Origin of the sequence: Actinosynnema sp. NPDC049800 (assembly GCF_040656635.1) — a bacterium.
In the GTDB taxonomy this organism is placed as follows: Bacteria; Actinomycetota; Actinomycetes; order Mycobacteriales; family Pseudonocardiaceae; genus Actinosynnema.
Map to the genome: position 1 here is coordinate 346034 of NZ_JBFAMT010000002.1, position 18535 is coordinate 364568.

The following is an 18535-nucleotide window of genomic DNA, read 5'->3' on the forward strand; positions in this document are numbered from 1 at the left end:
CGGAAGCCTAGATGACCCTCCCGGTCATTCGCCCAGTGCGTCCAGCGAGCCGGGGTGCAGCGGCACCGGATCGGTCATGCCGGCCTTCTCCTTGCGGATGTCCTTCGCCGCCGGGTGCACGGCCTCCAGGTCCGACTTCTTCTCGTAGATGAGCTTGGTCACGGCGCACGCGTCGCCCTCGGGGAAGTCCGTGCGCACGAGCAGCACGTTGGGCACGGCCACCGTCGGCACGTCCGCCGGCTGCCCGTAGGTCGCGGCCGGGATGACGCCCCGGTCGTACACCTCGTTGATCTTCTTCAACGCGTCGAGCTGCGGCGTGATGTCGAGGAACTTGACCTTGTCCTTCAGCGACGTGGTGATGTCGGTGATCTGCGCGGTCGGCAGGCCGCCGGACCAGACGAGGCCGTCGATGCTGCCGTCCTTCATCCCGTCCGCGGTCTTGGCCAGGTCGAGCCGCTGCGCCTGCACGTCGGTCTCCGGGTTCAGCCCGGCCGCCGTCAGCAGCCGCTGCGCGATCACCTCGGTGCCCGACTTGGGCGACCCGGTCGAGATCCGCTTGCCGCGCATGTCGGCCACGGAGTCGATCCCGGAGTCGGTCCTGACCAGCACCTGCGTGTAGTTCGGGTACAGCCTGGTCAGCGCCTGCACCTGCTGCGGCTTGCCGTCGAACGCGCCCTTGCCCGCGACCGCGTCCGCCGCCGTGTCGGCCAGCGAGAACGCCACGTCGTAGTCGCCCGCGACGAGCTGCTGGATGTTCTGCACCGACGCGCCGGTCTCCGCGGCGGTGGCCTTGAGCTTGGTGTTGTCGCTGATCAGCTTCGCCAGCCCGCCGCCGACGACGTAGTACACGCCGCCGGAGTTGCCGGTCGCGATGGTGATCCGCCCGTCCGCCGCCTCGCAGGCGGCTCCGCCCGGGTCGCCGCTCGATGCGGCCGGGGTCTGCTTGCCGCCGCACCCGGCGGCGACCACGCCGACCGAGAGCACGGCCACCGCGACCTTAAGCGTCCAGCTGCGCATGCTGTTCCTTCCTCCGTAGGACGACGTGCACCGCGACCGCGACCAGCAGGAATCCCAGGCCGACGGCGATGGTGAGGGGTTGCAGGTAGAGCAGGGCGACGGCGGCGGGCGCGCACAGCACGCGTTCGGGCCACCGCGCGCGACCGAACATCCAGCCGCCGGTGAGCACGGCCAGCGCGGCCACGCCCAGCGCGGAGACGGCGAACACCCACACGCCGTCGAGGAACGACGTGCGCAGCAGCAGCCCGGCGCCGTTGTCGGTCAGCACGAACGCCAGCGGCACCAGGAACGCGGGCAGCGTGTACTTCCACGTCCGCCACATCGTCTTCATCACGTCGCCGCCGGTGATCGCGGCGGCGGCCACGGCGGCGAGGGCCGTCGGCGGCGTCACCTCGGACAGCACCGCGTAGTAGAAGATGAACATGGCCGCTTCCTCGCGCGCCACGCCCAGCTCGATCAGCGCGGGCCCGATGACGACCCACGAGATGATGAACGACGCCGTCACCGGCACGGCCAGGCCGAGCAGGCTCACCGCGACCGCCGCCAGCACCACCGTGACGAACAGCACCGCGGTCGGGTTCGACGAGATCGCGCCGGCCACGTCGACCAGCGCCGCCGCCAGCTCCTGGCCGAGCCCGGTCTTGGTGATCGTCGACGTGATCACGCCCGCCGCCGCGCACACCGCGATCACCGGCAACGCCGACCGCACGCCGAGCGACAGCGAGTCCGCCATCGCCCGCAGCCACGCCCGCACGTCACCGCGCTTGGCCACCAGCGCGAACAGCGCCGCGACACCGGTCGCGTAGACGACGGCGGAGAACACCGGGATGTCCAGGGCGAGGAACACCACGATCACCGCGAGCGACAGGAAGTGGTACCCGCCCTGCTTGAGCAGCGCCCACGGGCTCGGCGAGTCGATCTCCACCGGCTTCGCGCCGAACTTGCGCGCGTCGATCTCCACGGCCAGCGCGATGCCCAGGTAGTACAGCAGGGTCGGCAGGATCGCCCAGATCAGCACCTGCAGGTAGGACGTCTCCAGGTACTCGGCGATGATGAACGCCGCCGCGCCGAGCGTCGGCGGGGACAGGATCGCCCCGATGCCGGACGCGGCCAGCAGCCCGCCCGCGTTCTCCTTCGGGTAGCCGGCCTTCTTCAGCATCGGCCAGGTCACCGCGCCCAGCGACACGGTCGTCGCGGTGCCCGACCCGGACACGGTGCCGAGCAGGAACCCGGCGGTGGCGGCGGTGCGGCCCGGCGCGGTGCGCGACTTGCGGAACGCGGAGAAGCTGATGTCGACGAAGAACGTGCCGGCGCCGGACGCGTTCAGCACCGACCCGTAGATCGTGAACAGCACGATGTACGTGGCGGCGACGTCCAGCGGCGTCCCGTAGAACCCCGTCGCGTCGTTGTAGAAGCCGTTGATGATCTGCGAGAAGTCCACGCCGGCGTGCGAGATCGCCCAGGACGGTGGCAGGAACCCGCCGTAGTAGGCGAACGCGATGAACCCGACGCAGACGATCGGCAGCACCCAGCCGGTGGTCCGCCGGCACGCCTCCAGGATCAGCACCAGCAGCAGGGACCCGGCGACGACGTCGAGCGCGGTCAGCTGCCCCTGGCGGTCGAGGAACGCGTCGAACCCGCCGAACAGGGGGTACGCGCCCACCACGAACGCGCACACCGCCGCCACCCAGTCCACGACACCGGGGTCGTCGGCCTCGCCGCGCCTGCCGCGCGGCCGGTAGCAGAGGAAGACCAGCGGCAGCGTGACCGCCAGGAAGATCACCAGGTAGTACTGGCCGCCCTTGCTGAACGGCCAGAACACCTGCTTGAGCACGAGCAGCGCGATGGCGAGACCCGCCACCCACACGCCCAGCTCCCAACGCCGGGACAAGGCGCGCGACGGGCGCTCCTCGTCGTACTCGGCGAGCAGTTCGTCTACTTCGACCTGCGGCTTGGTCGGCACGCGCACCCCTTCGTGTCGCGCTGGATGAAGCGCTCACGAAGCTACTTGTGTCGCCGGTCACAGCCATAGAGCGACCGTCTAAAGGGACTGTAAAGACCGCTGCGCCGGGGACGGCCCGATCACACGATCCGGGCGTCGACGTAGCACCACCGCCAGTCCTCGTCCGGCTCGAACGACCGCATCACGGGGTGTTCCGAGGCGTGGAAGTGCGCGGTCGCGTGCCGGCGCGGGCTGGAGTCGCAGCACGCGACGTGCCCGCAGGACAGGCAGATCCGCAGGTGGGCCCAGTTGTGCTCACCGGCGGCCAGGCAGTCGGCGCAGCCCTCGGGGTTGTCCGGGGTGACGGAGTCCGGGAGATCCGGGACGTGAGGACAGGTCATACCGGTCATCATCACGCAAGATTGCGCCATGCACGGTCCGGAACTGCTCCTGTTGCTCGTCGGCGCGCTGCTCGTCACGGCGGCGGCGAAACGCCTCAACTGGTCGGCCCCGCTGGTGCTGGTGGGCGTCGGGCTGGCGGTGTCGTTCATCCCGGGCCTGCCGGAGTTCGCCCTGGAGCCGGAGCTGATCCTGGTCCTGGTGCTGCCGCCGCTGCTGTACTCGGCCGCGCTGGACAGCTCCTACCACAACATCCGGGCGAACCTGAGGCCTATCGGCCTGCTCGCGGTGGGCCTGGTGCTGGCCACCACGATGGCCGTCGGCTGGGTCGCGCACCTGGTCCTGCCCGGGCTGTCGCTGCCCGCGGCGCTGGTGCTGGGCGCGGTGGTGGCGCCGCCGGACGCGGTCGCCGCGGTCGCGGTCGGCCGGCGGCTCAACCTGCCGCGCCGGACGATGACGCTGCTCACCGGCGAGAGCCTGATCAACGACGCGACCGCGCTGACGGCGTACAAGGTGGCCGTCGCGGCGGCCGCCGGCGCCGCCGCGACCTGGGTGGACGGCACCCGCACGTTCGTGATCAGCGCGGGTGGCGGCGTGCTCGTCGGGTTGGCGATCGGCTGGTGCGTGCGGTGGATCCGCGACCGCCTCGACGACGGCGTGCTGGAGAGCGCGCTCGGCATGCTGGTGCCGTTCGGCGCGTACATCTTCGCCGAGGAGCTGCACGCCTCCGGTGTGCTCGCGGTCGTCATCGCCGGGCTCTACATCGGGCACAACGCGCCGCGCAGCTCGTACTACACGCGCTTGCAGGACACGGCGGTGTGGCGGTCGGTGGACGTGCTGCTGGAGTCGTTCGTGTTCGCGTTGATCGGCTTGCAGCTCAACAGCGTGGTGCGGGAGGTGGACATCACCGCCGGCCTGGTGTGGGCGGCGGCGGCCGTGCTGGCGGCGACGATCCTGGTGCGGTTCGTGTGGATGTACCCGGCCGCGTACCTGCCGCGGCTGCTGTCGAAGCGGGTCCGGGAGCGCGAGCCCGCGCCGGGGTGGCGCGGCGTGACGGTGCTGTCGTGGGCCGGGATGCGCGGCGTGGTGTCGCTGGCCGCGGCGAGCGCGTTGCCGCTCGACCTGCCCGGACGCGAGGTGATCGTGTTCTGCGCGTTCGTGGTCACCGTGGGCACGCTGCTCGTCCAAGGCCTGACGCTGCCGCTCGTGATCCGCAAGCTCGGGTTCCGCGGCGACGAGGAGCGGACCGACGCGTTGGCCGAGGCGCAGGTGCAGCACGCCGCCGCGCAGGCCGCCGTGCGCAAGCTGGACGAGGTGATCGGCGGCGACGACGGCACGTCGGAGGAGGTCGTCGACCGGCTGCGGCTCATGGCCGAGCACCGCGGCAACGCGGCGTGGGAGCGGCTGGGCAGGCAGGAGGACGAGAGCCCGGCCGCGTCGTACCGGCGGCTGCGGCGCACGATGCTGGAGGCCGAGCGGCAGGTGTTCATCCAGGCGCGCGACGACGGGCAGATCGACGACGAGGTGCTGTTCCGGGTGCTCCGCGAACTCGACCTGGAGGAAGCGGCCATATCCAGGGAGTGACGAACCCCGAACCACCCACTACGCGTTCACCGTGACGTGGCCTGTGCTTCGCCTTAGCGTGTCCGGGACGTCGCGGTGCGCGACGAGGCTGCCGCGCGTCAGGAGTGAAGTCGAGGAGGTCGGCGATGGTGCGGACGAGGATCGTCGGGGTGGCGCTCGCGGCGCTCGCGGTGACGGGGGCGGTGGTGCTGCCCTCGGCGTCGGCGAGCGGTGACGCGGAGGTGGCGTCGTCCCGCAAGGGCCCGCTGGTGATCGGCCACCGCGGCGCGTCGGGCTACCGGCCCGAGCACACGCTGGCCGCGTACGAGCTGGCCGCGCGGATGGGCGCCGACTACATCGAGCCCGACCTGGTGGTGACCAAGGACGGCAAGCTGGTCGCCCGGCACGAGAACGAGATCGGCGGCACCACGGACGTCTCGGCGCGCCCGGAGTTCGCCGGGCGCAAGGCGACCAAGGTCATCGACGGCACGTCGATCACCGGCTGGTTCACCGAGGACTTCACGCTCGCCGAGCTGAAGACGTTGCGGGCCAAGGAGCGCATCCCGGAGGTCCGGCCGCGCAACACCCTCTACGACGGCCGGTTCGAGGTGCCGACGCTGGAGGAGGTCATCGACCTGTCCCGCCGGCTGACCCGCGAGCTCGGGCGCGACATCGGGATCTACCCGGAGACCAAGCACCCGACGTACTTCCAGGACATCGGCCTGCCGCTGGAGCCGCGCCTGGTCGACGTGCTGACGAAGGCGGGCCTGAACCGGCACGGCGCGAAGGTGTACGTGCAGTCGTTCGAGGTGGCCAACCTCAAGCAGCTCAAGGGGAAGCTGCGGGTGCCGCTGGTGCAGCTGATCAACGGGTCGGGTGCGCCGTACGACTTCGTCAAGGCCGGTGACAAGCGCACCTACAGCGACCTCGTGACGCCGGAGGGGCTGCGCGAGATCCGCACCTACGCCAACGGCATCGGCGCGGCGAAGGACCGGATCATCCCGCGTGACGCGGCGGGTTTCCTGCGCGAGCCGACCACCTTGGTGCGTGACGCGCACACGCGTGGCCTGATCGTGCACGCCTGGACGTTCCGCAACGAGAACACGTTCCTGCCGGCGGACTTCCGCAGGTCCACAGACCCGGCCGCGTACGGCGACGCGTTCGGCGAGTACGCGAAGTTCTACGCGACGGGCCTGGACGGCGTGTTCGCCGACAACCCCGACACCGCCGTGGAAGCCCGCAACAGCCGATAACCCTCACGACACCGGGGGACGCCCGCACTCGCGCGAGCACGGGCGTCCCCCGACGATCAGGCCCCGCCGTGAACGGCTTCGCGAGGGTCCCCGCCAAGGGGAACCCTTGCTGCGATTCTACCGACGGGGTCCGACAATTCCCGGCCGTCGTCGACCGGGGGCTCGGCGAGCAGGCCGCGCCGGGCGAGAATCGGACGGACGCCTTCGCCGAACCAGTAGGCCTCCTCCAGGTGCGGGTAGCCGGAGAGCACGAACTCCTCCACGCCGAGGCCGTGGTACTCCTCGATCAGGTCCGCGACCTCCTCGTGGCTGCCCACCAGCGCCGTGCCCGCGCCGCCGCGCACCAGCCCGACGCCCGCCCACAGCCCGGGGTGGACCTCCAGGCCGCGCACACCCCGGCCCAGGTCCCCACCGTGCAGCGCCACCATCCGCTGCTGCCCCACCGACTGCGACGCGCGCAGCTGCTCCTGCGCCCTGGCCACCTGCCCGGGGTCCAGCGCCGCCAACAGCTTCTCCGCCTCGCGCCACGCCTCGGCGGACGTGTCGCGGCTGATCGTGTGCAGCCGCACGCCGAACCGGATCGGCCGGTCACCCGCCAGCGCGCGCACCCGGCCGATCTTCTCCGCCACCTGCGCCGGCGGCTCGCCCCACGTCAGGTACACGTCGGCCCGCCGCGCCGCGACCGGCAGCGCCGCGTCCGACGACCCGCCGAAGTAGATCGGCGGCACGGGGTCCGGCGCGGCCATCACCGTCGCGCCCGACACCCGGTAGTGCGAGCCCGCGAAGTCGACCGGCCGCCCCGACCACACCGCCCGCAGCACGTGCAGGAACTCGTCGGTCCGCGCGTACCGCTGGTCGTGGTCGAGCCAGTCGCCGAACCGGCGCTGCTCCACCTCGTCCCCGCCGGTCACCACGTTCAGCAGCAGCCGCCCGCGCGAGATCCGCTGGTACGTCGACGCCATCTGCGCGGCCAGCGTCGGCGAGATCACCCCGGGCCGGAACGCCACCAGGAACTTCAGCGTCGACGTCCGCGCGAGCAGCGCCGCCGTGGTCAGCCACGCGTCCTCGCACCACGTGCCGGTCGGCGTCAGCACGCCGCTGAACCCGTTGTGCTCGGCCGCCGCCGCGACCTGCGCCAGGTAGTCGACGTCCGGCTCGCGCAACGCCGCCGCGCCCAGCGACCGGTTGGCGTGGAAGCGCTCCACGACGGTCCGGCCGTCACCGGACGTGGGCAGGAACCAGTGCAGCACGACGCTCACGACAGCTCCCCCTGGAAACGGGTGTCCACGAAGTCCCGGAACCGCACCGCGCCCGGCAACGCGCCGTCCGCCGTGAACGCGTCGGCCAGCTCCTGCTCGGACGCGATCACCGCGTCGTCCAGCGGCACCGGCAGGTCGCCGCCGCGCTCCACGGCCGCCCGCGCCACCTCGGGCTTCAGCCCGGTCTCCGCGGCCCACACCCGCGCCCACTCCTCGCGGTGCGCGTCGGCCCACCGCTGCGCCCGGCTGATCCGCTTCACGAACTCCTTGATCGCCTCGCCCTTGCCCGGCGACCCCAACGCCGCCCGCCCGGCCACCTGGAACGTGTAGCCGTTCGACTTGCCGCGCCCGTCGGTCAGCACCCGCGCGCCCGCCTCCAGCTCGGCCTGCGCCGTGTAGGGGTCCCACACCGCCCACGCGTCCACCCGCTTCTGCGTGAACGCCGAGTACGCGTCCGACGGCTGCAGGAAGTTGAGCGTGACGTGCTTGGTCGACAACCCGGCCGCGGCGAGCGTCAGCAACACCTGCCCGTGCGCCGAACTGCCCTTGGCGACCGCGATGCCGCGCCCCTTGAGGTCCTGCACCGTCCGCACCGCCGAGTCGGACGGCACCAAGAGCGCGTCGCCCTCCACGCTGCCCTTCGCCGAGTACACCGCGGCGATCCGCGCGTTCGCCGCCGCCGCGAAGATCGGCGGCGTGTTCCCGACGCCGCCGACGTCGATCGCGCCCGCCGACGCCGCCTCCAGCAACGGCGGACCGGACGTGAACGTGGACCACTCGATCGGGTAAGGGAAGTCCTCCAGCAGGCCGGCGGCCGTCAGCAGCGCCTTCGAACCGCCCTTCTGGTCGCCGACCTTGAGCACCACCGGCCCGTCCGCCGACGACGCCGTGCCGCAGCCCGACAGCGCCAGCACCGCGACCACCAGCGCGCTAAGCAGCTTCGACATCGTCCACTCCCAGGTTCGACAGCACTTGCGACCGCAGGTCGGCGAAGGACGCGCGGCGCCGCGGTCGCGGCAGGTCGACGTGGTGCTCGGCCACGATCCGACCGTCGGCCAGCACCACGACGCGGTCGGCCAGCAACAGGGCCTCGTCCACGTCGTGGGTCACGAACAGCACGGCGGGCCGGTGCTCCCGCCACAGCCGCGCCACCAGGTGGTGCATGGCGAGCCGGGTCAACGCGTCCAGCGCGCCGAACGGCTCGTCCAGCAACAGCAGCTCCGGCTCGCGCACCAACGCCCGCGCCAACGACACGCGCTGCGCCTCGCCGCCGGACAACGTCGACGGCCACGCGTCGGCGTGATCGGCCAGCCGCACCTCGGCCAACGCACGCTCCGCCACGACCCGGCCATCCACACCGCGCAGCCCCAGCGAGACGTTGCGCCACACCCGCCGCCACGGCAGCAGCCGGGGCTGCTGGAAGGCGACCGAGACGCGCTCAGGAACCGCGAACGTCCCCTCGACGTCACGGTCGAGCCCCGCCAGGACCCGCAGCAACGTCGACTTGCCGCACCCGCTGCGCCCCAGCAGCGCCACGAACTCGCCGTCCGCGACGTCCAGGTCGAGCCCGGCCAACACCCGGCGCGGCCCGAAGTCCTTGACCAGCCCCCGGACCCTCACCGCGCCCGCCACCGCAGCACCCTCCGCTCCAACGCGCGCACCAGGGCGTCCGTGGTCAGCCCGAGCAGCGCGTAGACCAGCAGGCCCACCACGACGACGTCGGTGCGCAGGAACTCGCGCGCGTTGTTGATCAGGTAGCCGATGCCCGCGTCCGCGTTGACCTGCTCGCCGACGATCAGCGACAGCCACGCCGTGCCGAGCGCGATCCGCAGGCCCACCAACGTCTGCGGCACCGCCGACGGCAGCACGACGTGCGCGACCCGTTCGAACCGCGAGTAGCCGAGCACGCGCGCGGCGTCCAGCAGCGCCGGGTCGGTCTGCCGGATGCCCGCGTGCAGGTTCAGGTACAGCGGGAACGCCACACCGGCCGCGACCAGCGCCAGCTTCGGCTCCTCGCCGATGCCGAACCACAGGATGAACAACGGGACCAGGCCGAGGTGCGGCAGCGTGCGCAGCATCTGCACCGGCGGGTCGAGCAGCCGTTCGCCCCAGCGGGACAGGCCGGAGGCCAGGCCGAGGGCGCCGCCGACGACCGCGCCCAGGGCGAACCCCACCGCGACCCGGCTCGACGACACCAGGAACGCGTCCACCAGCTGCCCGTCCAGGACGAGCTCGTAGGCGGACCGGAACACGGTCAGCGGTGACGCTAGCTTGTCCGGCGGCAACACGCCCGAGCTGCTCGCGGCCTGCCACAGCAGGACCAGCCCGAGCGGGCTCAGCCACCGGGTCAAATCGGGCCACTTGCGTCGTTGTGGAGCGGGTGCGCGGGCCGGGGCAGTGGATTCCGGACGCACGACGACACCCGCGGTGGAAACCGACACGGATTTCTCCCAGCGGACAACGGGAACATCGGACGCGCTGATCAGCGAGTCAGAGTTTCGATATCCGACCGAGGAGAGTCAACGTCTCCCGAATTGTGAAAATGCCTCCGGGACCGATTGCGTCGGTCCCGGAGGCACTGTTGTCCGAACGGGGCGTCAGCCGCCCAGCATGTCGTGGCGCACGATGGTCTGGTCGCGACCCGGGCCGACGCCGATCGCGGACATGCGGGCGCCGGAGATCTCCTCCAGGTGCTCGACGTACGCGCGGGCGTTCGCGGGCAGCTCCTCGAACGTGCGGCAGTGGCTGATGTCCTCGAACCAGCCCGGCAGCTCCTCGTACACCGGCACGGCGTGGTGCACGTCGGTCTGCGTCATCGGCATCTCGTCGATCCGCTCGCCGTCGATCGTGTAGCCGACGCAGACCGGCACCTTCTCCAGGCCGGACAGCACGTCCAGCTTGGTCAGGAAGTAGTCGGTGATGCCGTTGACCCGCGCCGCGTACCGCGCGATCACCGCGTCGAACCAGCCCGTGCGCCGCGACCGCCCGGTCGTCACGCCGAACTCGCCGCCGGTCTTGCGCAGGTGCTCGCCCATCTCGTCGTTCAGCTCGGTCGGGAACGGACCCGAGCCCACCCGCGTCGTGTACGCCTTGAGGATGCCGATCACCGTGGTGATCCGCGTCGGCCCGATGCCCGAACCGGCGCTCGCGCCGCCCGAGGTCGGGTTCGACGACGTCACGAACGGGTAGGTGCCGTGGTCGACGTCGAGCAGGGTGCCCTGCGAGCCCTCCAGCAGCACCGTCTCGCCGCGCTCCAGCGCCTGGTTGAGCAGCAGGCGGGTGTCGGCGATCCGGGAGGTGAACTTGGTGCCGTGCTCCAGCACGCTGTCCACCACCTGCTCGGGGTCGAGCGCCTTGCGGTTGTAGACCTTGACCAGCACCTGGTTCTTGAAGTCCAGCGCGGCCTCGACCTTCTGCCGGAGGATCTTCTCGTCCAGCAGGTCCTGCGCGCGCACGCCGACGCGGGCGATCTTGTCCTGGTAGCACGGGCCGATGCCGCGGCCGGTGGTGCCGATCTTGGCCTTGCCCAGGTACCGCTCGGTGACCTTATCGATCGCCACGTGGTAGGGCATGATCAAGTGCGCGTCCGCGGAGATGAGCAGCTTGCTGGTGTCGACGCCCTGCTCGTCCAGGCCGGCCAGCTCCTCGAGGAGCACGCCGGGGTCGACCACGACGCCGTTGCCGATGACGCTGGTCACGCCAGGGGTGAGGATGCCGGAGGGGATCAGGTGCAGGGCGAACTTCTGACCGTCGGGCAGCACCACGGTGTGCCCGGCGTTGTTGCCGCCCTGGTACCGGACCACCCACTGCACCCGGTCACCGAGCAGGTCGGTTGCCTTGCCCTTGCCCTCATCGCCCCACTGGGCACCGATCAGCACGACGGCCGGCATGTGAAACTCCAAGCGGTTGGACGGGTAAGAGCCGAATGCCTGCGACGGCCGAGCCGTCAGTGGACGGCTGTTGAGGGTAGACCAGGAGATGAAGGTGCGCGGAATCGTGCTGGCCTGCGGAAACTCGCAGTTGCCAATGATCACGGACGGTGACCGTTTCGAGGTCCGCCACGTGGCGGAACGGCCCGGAAAGGCCGAGGTGGACGCGGTTCTCGCCGATTCGGGTGACAAACGTCTCGTCGTGCACGGCACGGACGGCGACCTCAACGCCGTCGTGCTGCGACTGCTGCGCACCGAACGGCTCGCCGACGTGCCGATCGGGTACGTGCCCGCGGACCCGGGTTCCGAGGTGGCCAAGCTCTGGGGCCTGCCGACCGACCCGGGCCGCGCGCTCGACCTCGCCCTGTCCGGCGACCCCGACCCGGTACCGCTGGTCCGCGACGACGTCGGCGGCGTGCTCGTCGGCCTCGGCTCGCTCGGCCCGGTGCGCGGGGTCGGCTACGGGGACGACACCGTGGTGCTCCGCGGCCAGGCTTCCCGGCTGGAGGTGACCCCGGACCCGGAGGGCGGCCTCGGGCTGGTGGTCCGCGTCATCCACAAGCGGCTGTTCGGGCGGAAGGTGACCAGCACGTCGGCGCGCGCGTTCCAGCTCGGCTGCCTGCCGGTGCAGGTGAACTCGGACGGCGTCGCGCACCCGCGGCCGATGAGCAAGTGGACCTGGTACCGCCACACGGAAGAGCTGCGACTGGTCCGCGGGTTGTAGTGACGGAGGAATTTTCTAGCCCGCCATTCAGGCGTCACTCGAAAGCGTTGTAACGGAAGGAGAATTGACCCAAGGTAATTCCGACAGCTTCCAACTAGGAAGGTCGGAATTATGTCAACGGTCAACAAAACCGCGCGATTCTCGATCTATTCCCTGCTCCTGGCTGGTGCGCTGGCAGTCGGCCTGGTCAGTCCCGCCCAGGCGACGCCGCCGAACATCCCGAGCACCAGCACCGCCCTGTCGGAGCTGGCCGCGCTCAGGGTGGCCACCGAAGGCTCGACCAGCGGCTACTCGCGGGACCTGTTCCCGCACTGGAGCACCGTGTCGGGCGCCTGCAACACCCGCGAGACGGTGCTCAAGCGCGACGGCACGAACGTGGTCACCGACTCCAGCTGCGCGGCCACGTCCGGCCGCTGGTACAGCCCGTACGACGGCGCGACGTGGACCGCGGCGTCCGACGTGGACATCGACCACGTCGTGCCGCTGGCCGAGGCGTGGCGCTCCGGCGCGTCGTCGTGGACCACGTCGCGGCGGCAGTCGTTCGCCAACGACCTGACCAACCCGCAGCTCATCGCCGTCACCGACAACGTCAACCAGGCCAAGGGCGACCAGGACCCGGCGCTCTGGAAGCCGCCGCTGACCTCGTACTGGTGCACCTACGCGAAGATGTGGACGCGCTCGAAGTACAAGTGGGGTTTGAGCGTGAACTCGGCGGAGAAGTCTGCACTGCAAAGCATGCTCGGGAGGTGCTGACGAGGAGATGGCTGACCTGTCTTCCGCGTTCGTGGCCGGCCCCGGCGGCGTCATGACCGACGAAGTCGGCGTGGTGACCGGGGACTTGGAGCTGCGGACCACGCTGGACAACGGCGAGCTGCGCGCGCTGGTGCGCTACGAGGGCGCGGAGGAGTGGTACGCCGTCACCGGCGCCTCGTGCCGCCTGGCCGACGAGAAGGACCACGAGGCGGTGCACGCCGTCCTGCTCGGCGTGCTGAACCGCCCCGAGGGCTGACCCGCCCGTGAAGTCGCGTCGGTCGTTCGTGTCCTGATTTCCCGGCGATCACGCTTTCGGCCGTCGGGACATCAGGGCGCGAACGACCGACTTCCAGGCGACTTCGCCGCCGTCCGCGGAGCAGCGGCCAGGTCACCGCAGCGGCGGCAGCGAACCGGCGGCGTCCGCCCTGGACAACCCGGTGGCCTGCAAGAGGTCCACGGCCACCGACCGGACCTGGGCCAGCACCACCTTCGTGGAGAACCCCTCGCCGCCCAGGTGCCGGGTCGTGGCGCACGCGGCCGCCTCGCAGATCGCCGCACGCGCCTTCTTCGGCTCCTCGCCGCGCTCCAGCTCGGCGCGCAGCACGTCCACCGCGTCCGCGTACCGCCGCAGCACGTCGGGCAGCACGTCCGGCATCCGCTCGCCGTCCCGCAGCGCGGCCAACGCCCGCCGGGCCAGCACCCTGGTGTTGCGCAGCGCGTAGTCCACCGGCGTGGCGGCCGTGCCGTAGCGGCCGAGCTCGTGCCGCCTGCGCCAGCGGATCGGCGCGATGGTCGCGATCTCGCCGCCGGTCTTCAACGCCGACGCGAACTCGTCCACCGCCTCCTGGCTGCCGCGCAACCGCGCCAGCACCCCCGCCGCCTGCACGGCGTCGGACTCGGCCACCGCCGTCGCCACGCCGCGCAACGCCTCGGTCAGCTCGCCGAAGACCACCTTCGCCTGCCGGTGCGCCACGGTCAGCGGGTTCGCCGGCAGCAGCGCCGTCACGGCCAGCCCCACCAGGCCGCCGACCAGCGCGTCCACCATCCGGTCCAGGCCGCCGCCCGCGCTGGGCGGCAGCAGGGTCGCGACCAGCACCGCCGACGAGCCGGACTGCAGCGCGATCACCGCGCCACCGTCCAGCAGCACCGCCGTGGACATCGCCAGCGCCACGACCAGCGCGATCTGCCACGGCCCGGACCCGATCAGCGAGATCAGCACGTCGCCGACACCCACGCCGACGGACACGCCGACGACCAGCTCCACGACGCGCCGGAGCCGCTGCCCCAGCGACACGCCGAGGCAGACGACCGCGGCGATCGGCGCGAAGAACGGGTGCGCGTGGCCGACCACCTCGGTGGCCACCAGCCAGGACAGGCCGGCGGCGAGCGCGGCCTGGCCGATCGGCAAGGCCGTGCTCCGCCACCGCTTCAGCCTGCGCGCCACCTCGTCGCGCACGGCCCCCACGTGCTCAGCTCAGGCCGAGCGCGGCGGGCGCCGCCGGGTCGCTGTCGCCGAGGAACTTCCGGCAGCGCTCGTACTCCTCGGTCTCCCCGATCTCGTCGGCGGCCCGCGCCAGCGCCGCCAGCGCGCGCAGGAAGCCCTGGTTGCCGCGGTGCGACCACGGCACCGGGCCGTGGCCCTTCCATCCCGAGCGGCGCAGCTGGTCCAGGCCGCGGTGGTAGCCGGTGCGCGCGAACGCGTAGCCGGCGACCGGGTCGCCGGTCTGCAGCGCCCGCTCGGCGAGCAGCGCCCACGCCTCGCTGAAGTCGGGGTAGGCGCGGACGATCTTGGCCGGGTCGGTGCCCGCCTCGGCGGCGGCCTGCGCCTCCGGGCGGTCCGGCAGCAACGTGGGTTCGGGACCGAGCAGGTTCTCCATGCCGTCAGCTTAGGAATACCCGGGCCACCGCAGCGACCAGTGCCAGCACCAACGCGGTGACGATGACGCCGGCGACGACCTTCTTGCCCATGAAAGCGCTCCTCGGTTCTCAGTGAACTCTCAGGGCGGCACCTTTCCCCGTTGAGGCCATTCGGAGCAACGAAGGTCACCTGTTAGCATGAGTCCTGCCCGGAATGCGCTGGTCATCGACGTCCCCTAGGGGATGTTCCGGGAAATTCCAGGGCGGGGCACCCTTCCAGCCTCTCCGGTCGGGACGCATCATGGGCGGGTGAACATGGGGGTAACCAATCGCGTCGCGCGTTTCCGCGACCAGTACTGGGAGCGCGGCGAGCCGGGGCGCGCGACGCCACCGGCGCTCGTCGCCTCGCTCTACAAGCTCTGGCTCGTCGGTCTGCTGCTCAAGCTGATCGGCTCCTCGTGGGACGTGGCCTGGCACTTCAAGTGGCTGCGCGACGAACTGGCGCCACCGCACCTGATCAACACCCTGGGCACGGTGATCGTGGTCGGGCTGACGCTGTTCCACACCTACACCGGCTACGGCGCGGACAAGACCGCGCTGCGGCTGATGCAGTGGGGCACCGGCGTCTTCCTGGTCGCGCTGCCCATCGACCTGATCAACCACCGGATCAACGGCCTCGACATCACGTCGTGGAGCGGCTCGCACGCCCTGCTGTACCTGGGCACCGCGATCATGATGGCGGGCGCGATCCGCGGGTGGATCAAGCTCTACCCGGAGGGCGGCCGGTGGCGGGTGCTCGGCCTGACCGGGCTGTGGCTGCTGTTCTTGGAGAACATGTGGTTCCCCAACCAGCACCAGGAGTACGGCGTGCTGGAGATCGCCTCCTGGGACCGCGGCGACCCGTACGCCGAGCCGAGCCTGCTCCAGTTCGCCGCCGACCAGATCGGCCGGCCCGTCGACCGCGAGTCGATCGTCCAGTTCTCGCTGCCCATCCCCGACTGGGTCTACCCGGTGTGGGGCCTGGTCGCGGCGGCGCTCGTGCTGGTGATCGCCCGGCGCACGATCGGCGTGCCGTGGGCGGCGACCGCGGTGGCGGGCGGCTACGTCGCCTACCGCCTGCTGATCTGGCCGCTGCTCGGCGTCGCCGACTTCCCGCTGTCGACCGTGCCGGTGTTCCTGCTGCTCATCGGCCTGGCCGTGGACGCCGCGCACCTGGGCAGGCTGCCCGCCCCGCTGGCCGCGGTGCTCGGCTCGGCGGCCGTCACGGGCCTGGGCTACGGCGGGATCTGGGTGCTGCAGGCGCTGGACGCCGCGCCGCCGATCCTCTACCCGTCCGCGGCGGTGACGTTCGTCGTGCTGGCCGCGCTCTGGCTGGTCGCCGACCGGGTCAAGGTGGGGGAAACCCCCCGACGGCCCCTGGTGGCCGCCTGATTCCGATCGACCCCGTTCCCCTCGAGGATCAGTCGGGTGGCACCCGAACCCTTGGGGGGAACTTTTATGCGCCGACTTCTCCGCGCGACGATCGCCGGCACGCTGGTCCTGTCCCTGACCGCGACCACCGCGGGCCTCGCGACCGCGGACGCGCCGAACCGGCTGGCGAGCGCGGTCGACCAGGCCCTGGCGGCGGGCGTCCCCGGTGTCGTCGTCCGGGTGGACGACGGGCGCGGCCGGCCGGTGGAGGTCGTCCGGCAGGCCCGCTGGACGCTGTCGGACCACCGGCTGCGCCCCGGCGACGAGTTCAAGATGGCGTCCAACACCAAGACGGTGTCCGCGACCCTGGTCCTGCAACTCGTCGCCGAGCAGCGGCTGAGCCTGGACGACCCCGTCGAGCGCCGGCTGCCGGGCGTGGTGCCGAACGGCTCGGCGATCACGCTGAGGATGCTGCTCAACCAGACCAGCGGCCTGTTCGACTACCTCGACGACCCGCGCCTGCACGGCCTGCTCACCGGGCAGCGGCCGCACGCGTGGACGCCTGACGAACTGCTCGCCGTGGCCCTCTCGCACCCGCCGCTGTTCGCGCCCGGCGAGCGGTGGGACTACAGCAACACCAACTACACGCTGATCGGCCTCGTGCTGGAGGCCGTGACCGGCCGGCCGTACACCGAACTGGTGCAGCGGCGGATCCTCGAACCCCTCGGCATGAGGGACACCTACTTCGCCGACGGGACCGGGTTCCGCGGCCGGCACGCCCACGGGTACGAGCCCGACGCCGAGCACCTCGGCCCGCTGCTCCCGCCCGGGCAGCCCGTCGGCGACGGCTTCGCCGGCCCCCGGCGCCACGAGCACGTCGACGTGACCGGGATCGACCTCGGCCCGGCGTGGGCCGCCGGCGGCCTGCTGTCCACCGCCGCGGACTGGCACCGGTTCCTCACGGCGCTCATGTCCGGCCGGCTCGTCCCGCGGCACCTGCTCGCCGAGATGCGCGACGCGGTGCCCCAGGGCGGTGCGAGCGCCAACGGCTACGGCCTCGGCGTCATGGAGGTCAGGACGTCCTGCGGGACGGTCTGGGGCCACTCCGGCGGCTTCCCGGGCTACCGCAGCCACAACTACACCGACGTCACCGGCGCCCGCACGGTCACCGTGCTGATGACGACCACCTTCGCCCTGGCCGCACCGGCCGCGGCCGCCGCCCAGGCGGAACTGGTGGACGCCGCCGTCTGCCGCATGAACCGCCGGTAGCGCGGACGCGGAACGGCCCCCTCCGGAACCGGAGGGGGCCGTTCGCCGTGCGGGGGCGTCTCAGCCGGCGATCATGCGGCCGGACGACTTCAGGTGCTCGCACGCCTGGGCGATGCGGGCGGCCATGCCCTGCTCGGCGGCCTTGAGGTAGGACCGCGGGTCGTAGGCCTTCTTGTTGCCGACCTCCCCGTCCACCTTGAGCACGCCGTCGTAGTTGCCGAACATGTGGCCCACGATCGGCCGGGTGAACGCGTACTGCGTGTCCGTGTCGATGTTCATCTTGATCACGCCGTACGTGAGAGCCTCGTGGATCTCCTCCAGCAGCGAGCCGGAGCCGCCGTGGAAGACCAGGTCGAACGGCTTGGAGCCGGCCGGCAGGCCCAGCTTCTCGGCCACCACGTCCTGACCCTGCTTGAGGATCTCCGGGCGCAGCTTCACGTTGCCCGGCTTGTACACGCCGTGCACGTTGCCGAACGTCGCCGCGACCAGGTAGCGGCCCTTCTCACCGGCGCCGAGGGCGTCCACCGTCTTCAGGTAGTCCTCGGGCGAGGTGTACAGCTTCTCGTTGATCTCGTGCGCGACGCCGTCCTCCTCGCCGCCGACGACGCCCACCTCGATCTCGAGGATGATCTTCGCCTTGGCGGTGAGGTCGAGCAGCTCCGACGCGATCTTCAGGTTCTCGTCCAGCGGCACGGCCGAGCCGTCCCACATGTGCGACTGGAACAGCGGGTTGAGCCCGCGGTCCACCCGCTCCTGGCTGATCGCGACGAGCGGCCGGACGTAGCCGTCGAGCTTGTCCTTCGGGCAGTGGTCGGTGTGCAGCGCGATGTTCACCGGGTACTTCTCGGCGACCACGTGCGCGAACTCCGCCAGCGCAACCGCGCCGGTCACCATGTCCTTGACCTTGGTGCCCGAGGCGAACTCGGCACCACCGGTCGAGACCTGGATGATCCCGTCGCTCTCGGCTTCTGCGAAACCACGCAGGGCCGCGTTGAGGGTCTCGGACGAGGTGACGTTGATCGCGGGGTAGGCGAACTCGTTCGCCTTCGCGCGGTCGAGCATCTCGGCGTAGACCTCGGGGGTTGCGATGGGCATCGGTGGGTCCTCCTCGGGTGCCCGGAACGCGGTGTCGGCAGCATCCTACGGGCACCGGCCGGCGA

18 protein-coding genes are annotated in these 18535 nt (G+C 71.5%); 7 read left to right on the plus strand and 11 right to left on the minus strand.

Annotation, left to right across the window (positions count from 1 at the left end; genetic code table 11):
• Positions 1–24: 24 nt before the first annotated feature.
• The 3 genes from AB0I91_RS04415 to AB0I91_RS04425 form a co-directional block, all read right to left on the minus strand.
• Positions 25–1017 (minus strand): TAXI family TRAP transporter solute-binding subunit, encoded by a 993-nt coding sequence (locus tag AB0I91_RS04415; RefSeq protein WP_498771784.1) that lies wholly within the window; start codon positions 1015–1017, stop codon positions 25–27.
• The gene (locus AB0I91_RS04420) at positions 998–2980 is read right to left on the minus strand and encodes a TRAP transporter permease (RefSeq protein WP_498771782.1); all 1983 of its coding nucleotides are present in this window, start codon (positions 2978–2980) and stop codon (positions 998–1000) included. Before AB0I91_RS04420 ends, AB0I91_RS04415 begins: the two co-directional genes overlap by 20 nt.
• Before the next feature lie 119 nt (positions 2981–3099).
• Positions 3100–3360 (minus strand): UBP-type zinc finger domain-containing protein, encoded by a 261-nt coding sequence (locus AB0I91_RS04425; RefSeq protein WP_498771780.1) that lies wholly within the window; start codon positions 3358–3360, stop codon positions 3100–3102.
• 28 nt (positions 3361–3388) lie between these two features.
• On the opposite strand from AB0I91_RS04425, the gene AB0I91_RS04430 reads away from it, so the two are divergent.
• Positions 3389–4942 (plus strand): Na+/H+ antiporter, encoded by a 1554-nt coding sequence (locus AB0I91_RS04430; RefSeq protein WP_499635176.1) that lies wholly within the window; start codon positions 3389–3391, stop codon positions 4940–4942.
• Between the two features lie 125 nt (positions 4943–5067).
• Entirely contained in the window at positions 5068–6174 is a 1107-nt protein-coding gene (locus AB0I91_RS04435; protein WP_498771776.1) for a glycerophosphodiester phosphodiesterase, read from the plus strand.
• Positions 6175–6230: 56 nt separating this feature from the next.
• Here the strand turns inward: AB0I91_RS04435 and AB0I91_RS04440 are convergent, their stop codons facing one another.
• The 5 genes from AB0I91_RS04440 to AB0I91_RS04460 all read right to left on the minus strand — a co-directional run bounded on the left by AB0I91_RS04440 (position 6231) and on the right by AB0I91_RS04460 (position 11323).
• Positions 6231–7433 (minus strand): LLM class flavin-dependent oxidoreductase, encoded by a 1203-nt coding sequence (locus tag AB0I91_RS04440; protein ID WP_499635179.1) that lies wholly within the window; start codon positions 7431–7433, stop codon positions 6231–6233.
• On the minus strand, positions 7430–8380 hold the full coding sequence (locus AB0I91_RS04445) for an ABC transporter substrate-binding protein (protein WP_499635181.1): 951 nt from the start codon (positions 8378–8380) through the stop codon (positions 7430–7432). Before AB0I91_RS04445 ends, AB0I91_RS04440 begins: the two co-directional genes overlap by 4 nt.
• Entirely contained in the window at positions 8364–9065 is a 702-nt protein-coding gene (locus tag AB0I91_RS04450; RefSeq protein WP_499635185.1) for an ABC transporter ATP-binding protein, read from the minus strand. The genes AB0I91_RS04445 and AB0I91_RS04450 overlap by 17 nt, the downstream gene beginning before the upstream one ends.
• Positions 9050–9874 carry an ABC transporter permease gene (locus AB0I91_RS04455; protein WP_499635188.1) on the minus strand — a complete coding sequence of 275 codons (825 nt, stop codon included), beginning with the start codon at positions 9872–9874 and terminating at the stop codon, positions 9050–9052. Before AB0I91_RS04455 ends, AB0I91_RS04450 begins: the two co-directional genes overlap by 16 nt.
• 156 nt (positions 9875–10030) lie before the next feature.
• Positions 10031–11323 carry an adenylosuccinate synthase gene (locus AB0I91_RS04460; protein WP_498771766.1) on the minus strand — a complete coding sequence of 431 codons (1293 nt, stop codon included), beginning with the start codon at positions 11321–11323 and terminating at the stop codon, positions 10031–10033.
• A gap of 88 nt (positions 11324–11411) precedes the next feature.
• Here AB0I91_RS04460 and AB0I91_RS04465 point away from each other — a divergent pair, with 88 nt between their 5' ends.
• The 3 genes from AB0I91_RS04465 to AB0I91_RS04475 all read left to right on the plus strand — a co-directional run bounded on the left by AB0I91_RS04465 (position 11412) and on the right by AB0I91_RS04475 (position 13095).
• Complete coding sequence (locus AB0I91_RS04465; RefSeq protein ID WP_498771982.1) at positions 11412–12086, plus strand: diacylglycerol kinase family protein; 675 nt, start codon at positions 11412–11414, stop codon at positions 12084–12086.
• Between the two features lie 111 nt (positions 12087–12197).
• Positions 12198–12839, plus strand: a complete 642-nt coding sequence (locus AB0I91_RS04470; RefSeq protein WP_498771764.1) for an HNH endonuclease family protein — start codon at positions 12198–12200, stop codon at positions 12837–12839.
• 7 nt (positions 12840–12846) lie between these two features.
• Positions 12847–13095, plus strand: a complete 249-nt coding sequence (locus tag AB0I91_RS04475) for a hypothetical protein (RefSeq protein ID WP_141980007.1) — start codon at positions 12847–12849, stop codon at positions 13093–13095.
• A gap of 132 nt (positions 13096–13227) precedes the next feature.
• Here the strand turns inward: AB0I91_RS04475 and AB0I91_RS04480 are convergent, their stop codons facing one another.
• On the minus strand, positions 13228–14304 hold the full coding sequence (locus AB0I91_RS04480; protein ID WP_498771761.1) for an FUSC family protein: 1077 nt from the start codon (positions 14302–14304) through the stop codon (positions 13228–13230).
• 4 nt (positions 14305–14308) lie between these two features.
• Entirely contained in the window at positions 14309–14716 is a 408-nt protein-coding gene (locus AB0I91_RS04485; protein WP_230570781.1) for a DUF3151 domain-containing protein, read from the minus strand.
• 295 nt (positions 14717–15011) lie between these two features.
• Between AB0I91_RS04485 and AB0I91_RS04490 the strand changes: the two genes are divergently transcribed.
• Together AB0I91_RS04490 and AB0I91_RS04495 are read left to right on the plus strand one after the other, a co-directional pair.
• Complete coding sequence (locus AB0I91_RS04490; protein ID WP_498771980.1) at positions 15012–16127, plus strand: hypothetical protein; 1116 nt, start codon at positions 15012–15014, stop codon at positions 16125–16127.
• Positions 16128–16193: 66 nt separating this feature from the next.
• Positions 16194–17375: a serine hydrolase domain-containing protein gene (locus AB0I91_RS04495; protein WP_499635192.1), complete on the plus strand. Its 1182-nt coding sequence runs from the start codon at positions 16194–16196 to the stop codon at positions 17373–17375.
• Between the two features lie 60 nt (positions 17376–17435).
• On the opposite strand, the gene fbaA is transcribed toward AB0I91_RS04495, so the two are convergent.
• Positions 17436–18470: a class II fructose-bisphosphate aldolase gene (gene fbaA, locus AB0I91_RS04500; protein WP_498771756.1), complete on the minus strand. Its 1035-nt coding sequence runs from the start codon at positions 18468–18470 to the stop codon at positions 17436–17438.
• Positions 18471–18535: the final 65 nt, after the last annotated feature.

Coding starts and splice junctions, on each gene's coding strand:
- AB0I91_RS04460 (WP_498771766.1), bottom strand. CDS start 11,323: ATGCCGGCCGTCGTGCTGATCGGTGCCCAGTGGGGCGATGAGGGCAAG.
- AB0I91_RS04415 (WP_498771784.1), bottom strand. CDS start 1,017: ATGCGCAGCTGGACGCTTAAGGTCGCGGTGGCCGTGCTCTCGGTCGGC.
- AB0I91_RS04485 (WP_230570781.1), bottom strand. CDS start 14,716: ATGGAGAACCTGCTCGGTCCCGAACCCACGTTGCTGCCGGACCGCCCG.
- AB0I91_RS04490 (WP_498771980.1), top strand. CDS start 15,012: ATGGGGGTAACCAATCGCGTCGCGCGTTTCCGCGACCAGTACTGGGAG.
- AB0I91_RS04495 (WP_499635192.1), top strand. CDS start 16,194: ATGCGCCGACTTCTCCGCGCGACGATCGCCGGCACGCTGGTCCTGTCC.
- AB0I91_RS04465 (WP_498771982.1), top strand. CDS start 11,412: ATGAAGGTGCGCGGAATCGTGCTGGCCTGCGGAAACTCGCAGTTGCCA.
- AB0I91_RS04475 (WP_141980007.1), top strand. CDS start 12,847: ATGGCTGACCTGTCTTCCGCGTTCGTGGCCGGCCCCGGCGGCGTCATG.
- AB0I91_RS04470 (WP_498771764.1), top strand. CDS start 12,198: ATGTCAACGGTCAACAAAACCGCGCGATTCTCGATCTATTCCCTGCTC.
- AB0I91_RS04425 (WP_498771780.1), bottom strand. CDS start 3,360: ATGACCTGTCCTCACGTCCCGGATCTCCCGGACTCCGTCACCCCGGAC.
- AB0I91_RS04445 (WP_499635181.1), bottom strand. CDS start 8,380: ATGTCGAAGCTGCTTAGCGCGCTGGTGGTCGCGGTGCTGGCGCTGTCG.
- AB0I91_RS04430 (WP_499635176.1), top strand. CDS start 3,389: ATGCACGGTCCGGAACTGCTCCTGTTGCTCGTCGGCGCGCTGCTCGTC.
- fbaA (WP_498771756.1), bottom strand. CDS start 18,470: ATGCCCATCGCAACCCCCGAGGTCTACGCCGAGATGCTCGACCGCGCG.
- AB0I91_RS04435 (WP_498771776.1), top strand. CDS start 5,068: ATGGTGCGGACGAGGATCGTCGGGGTGGCGCTCGCGGCGCTCGCGGTG.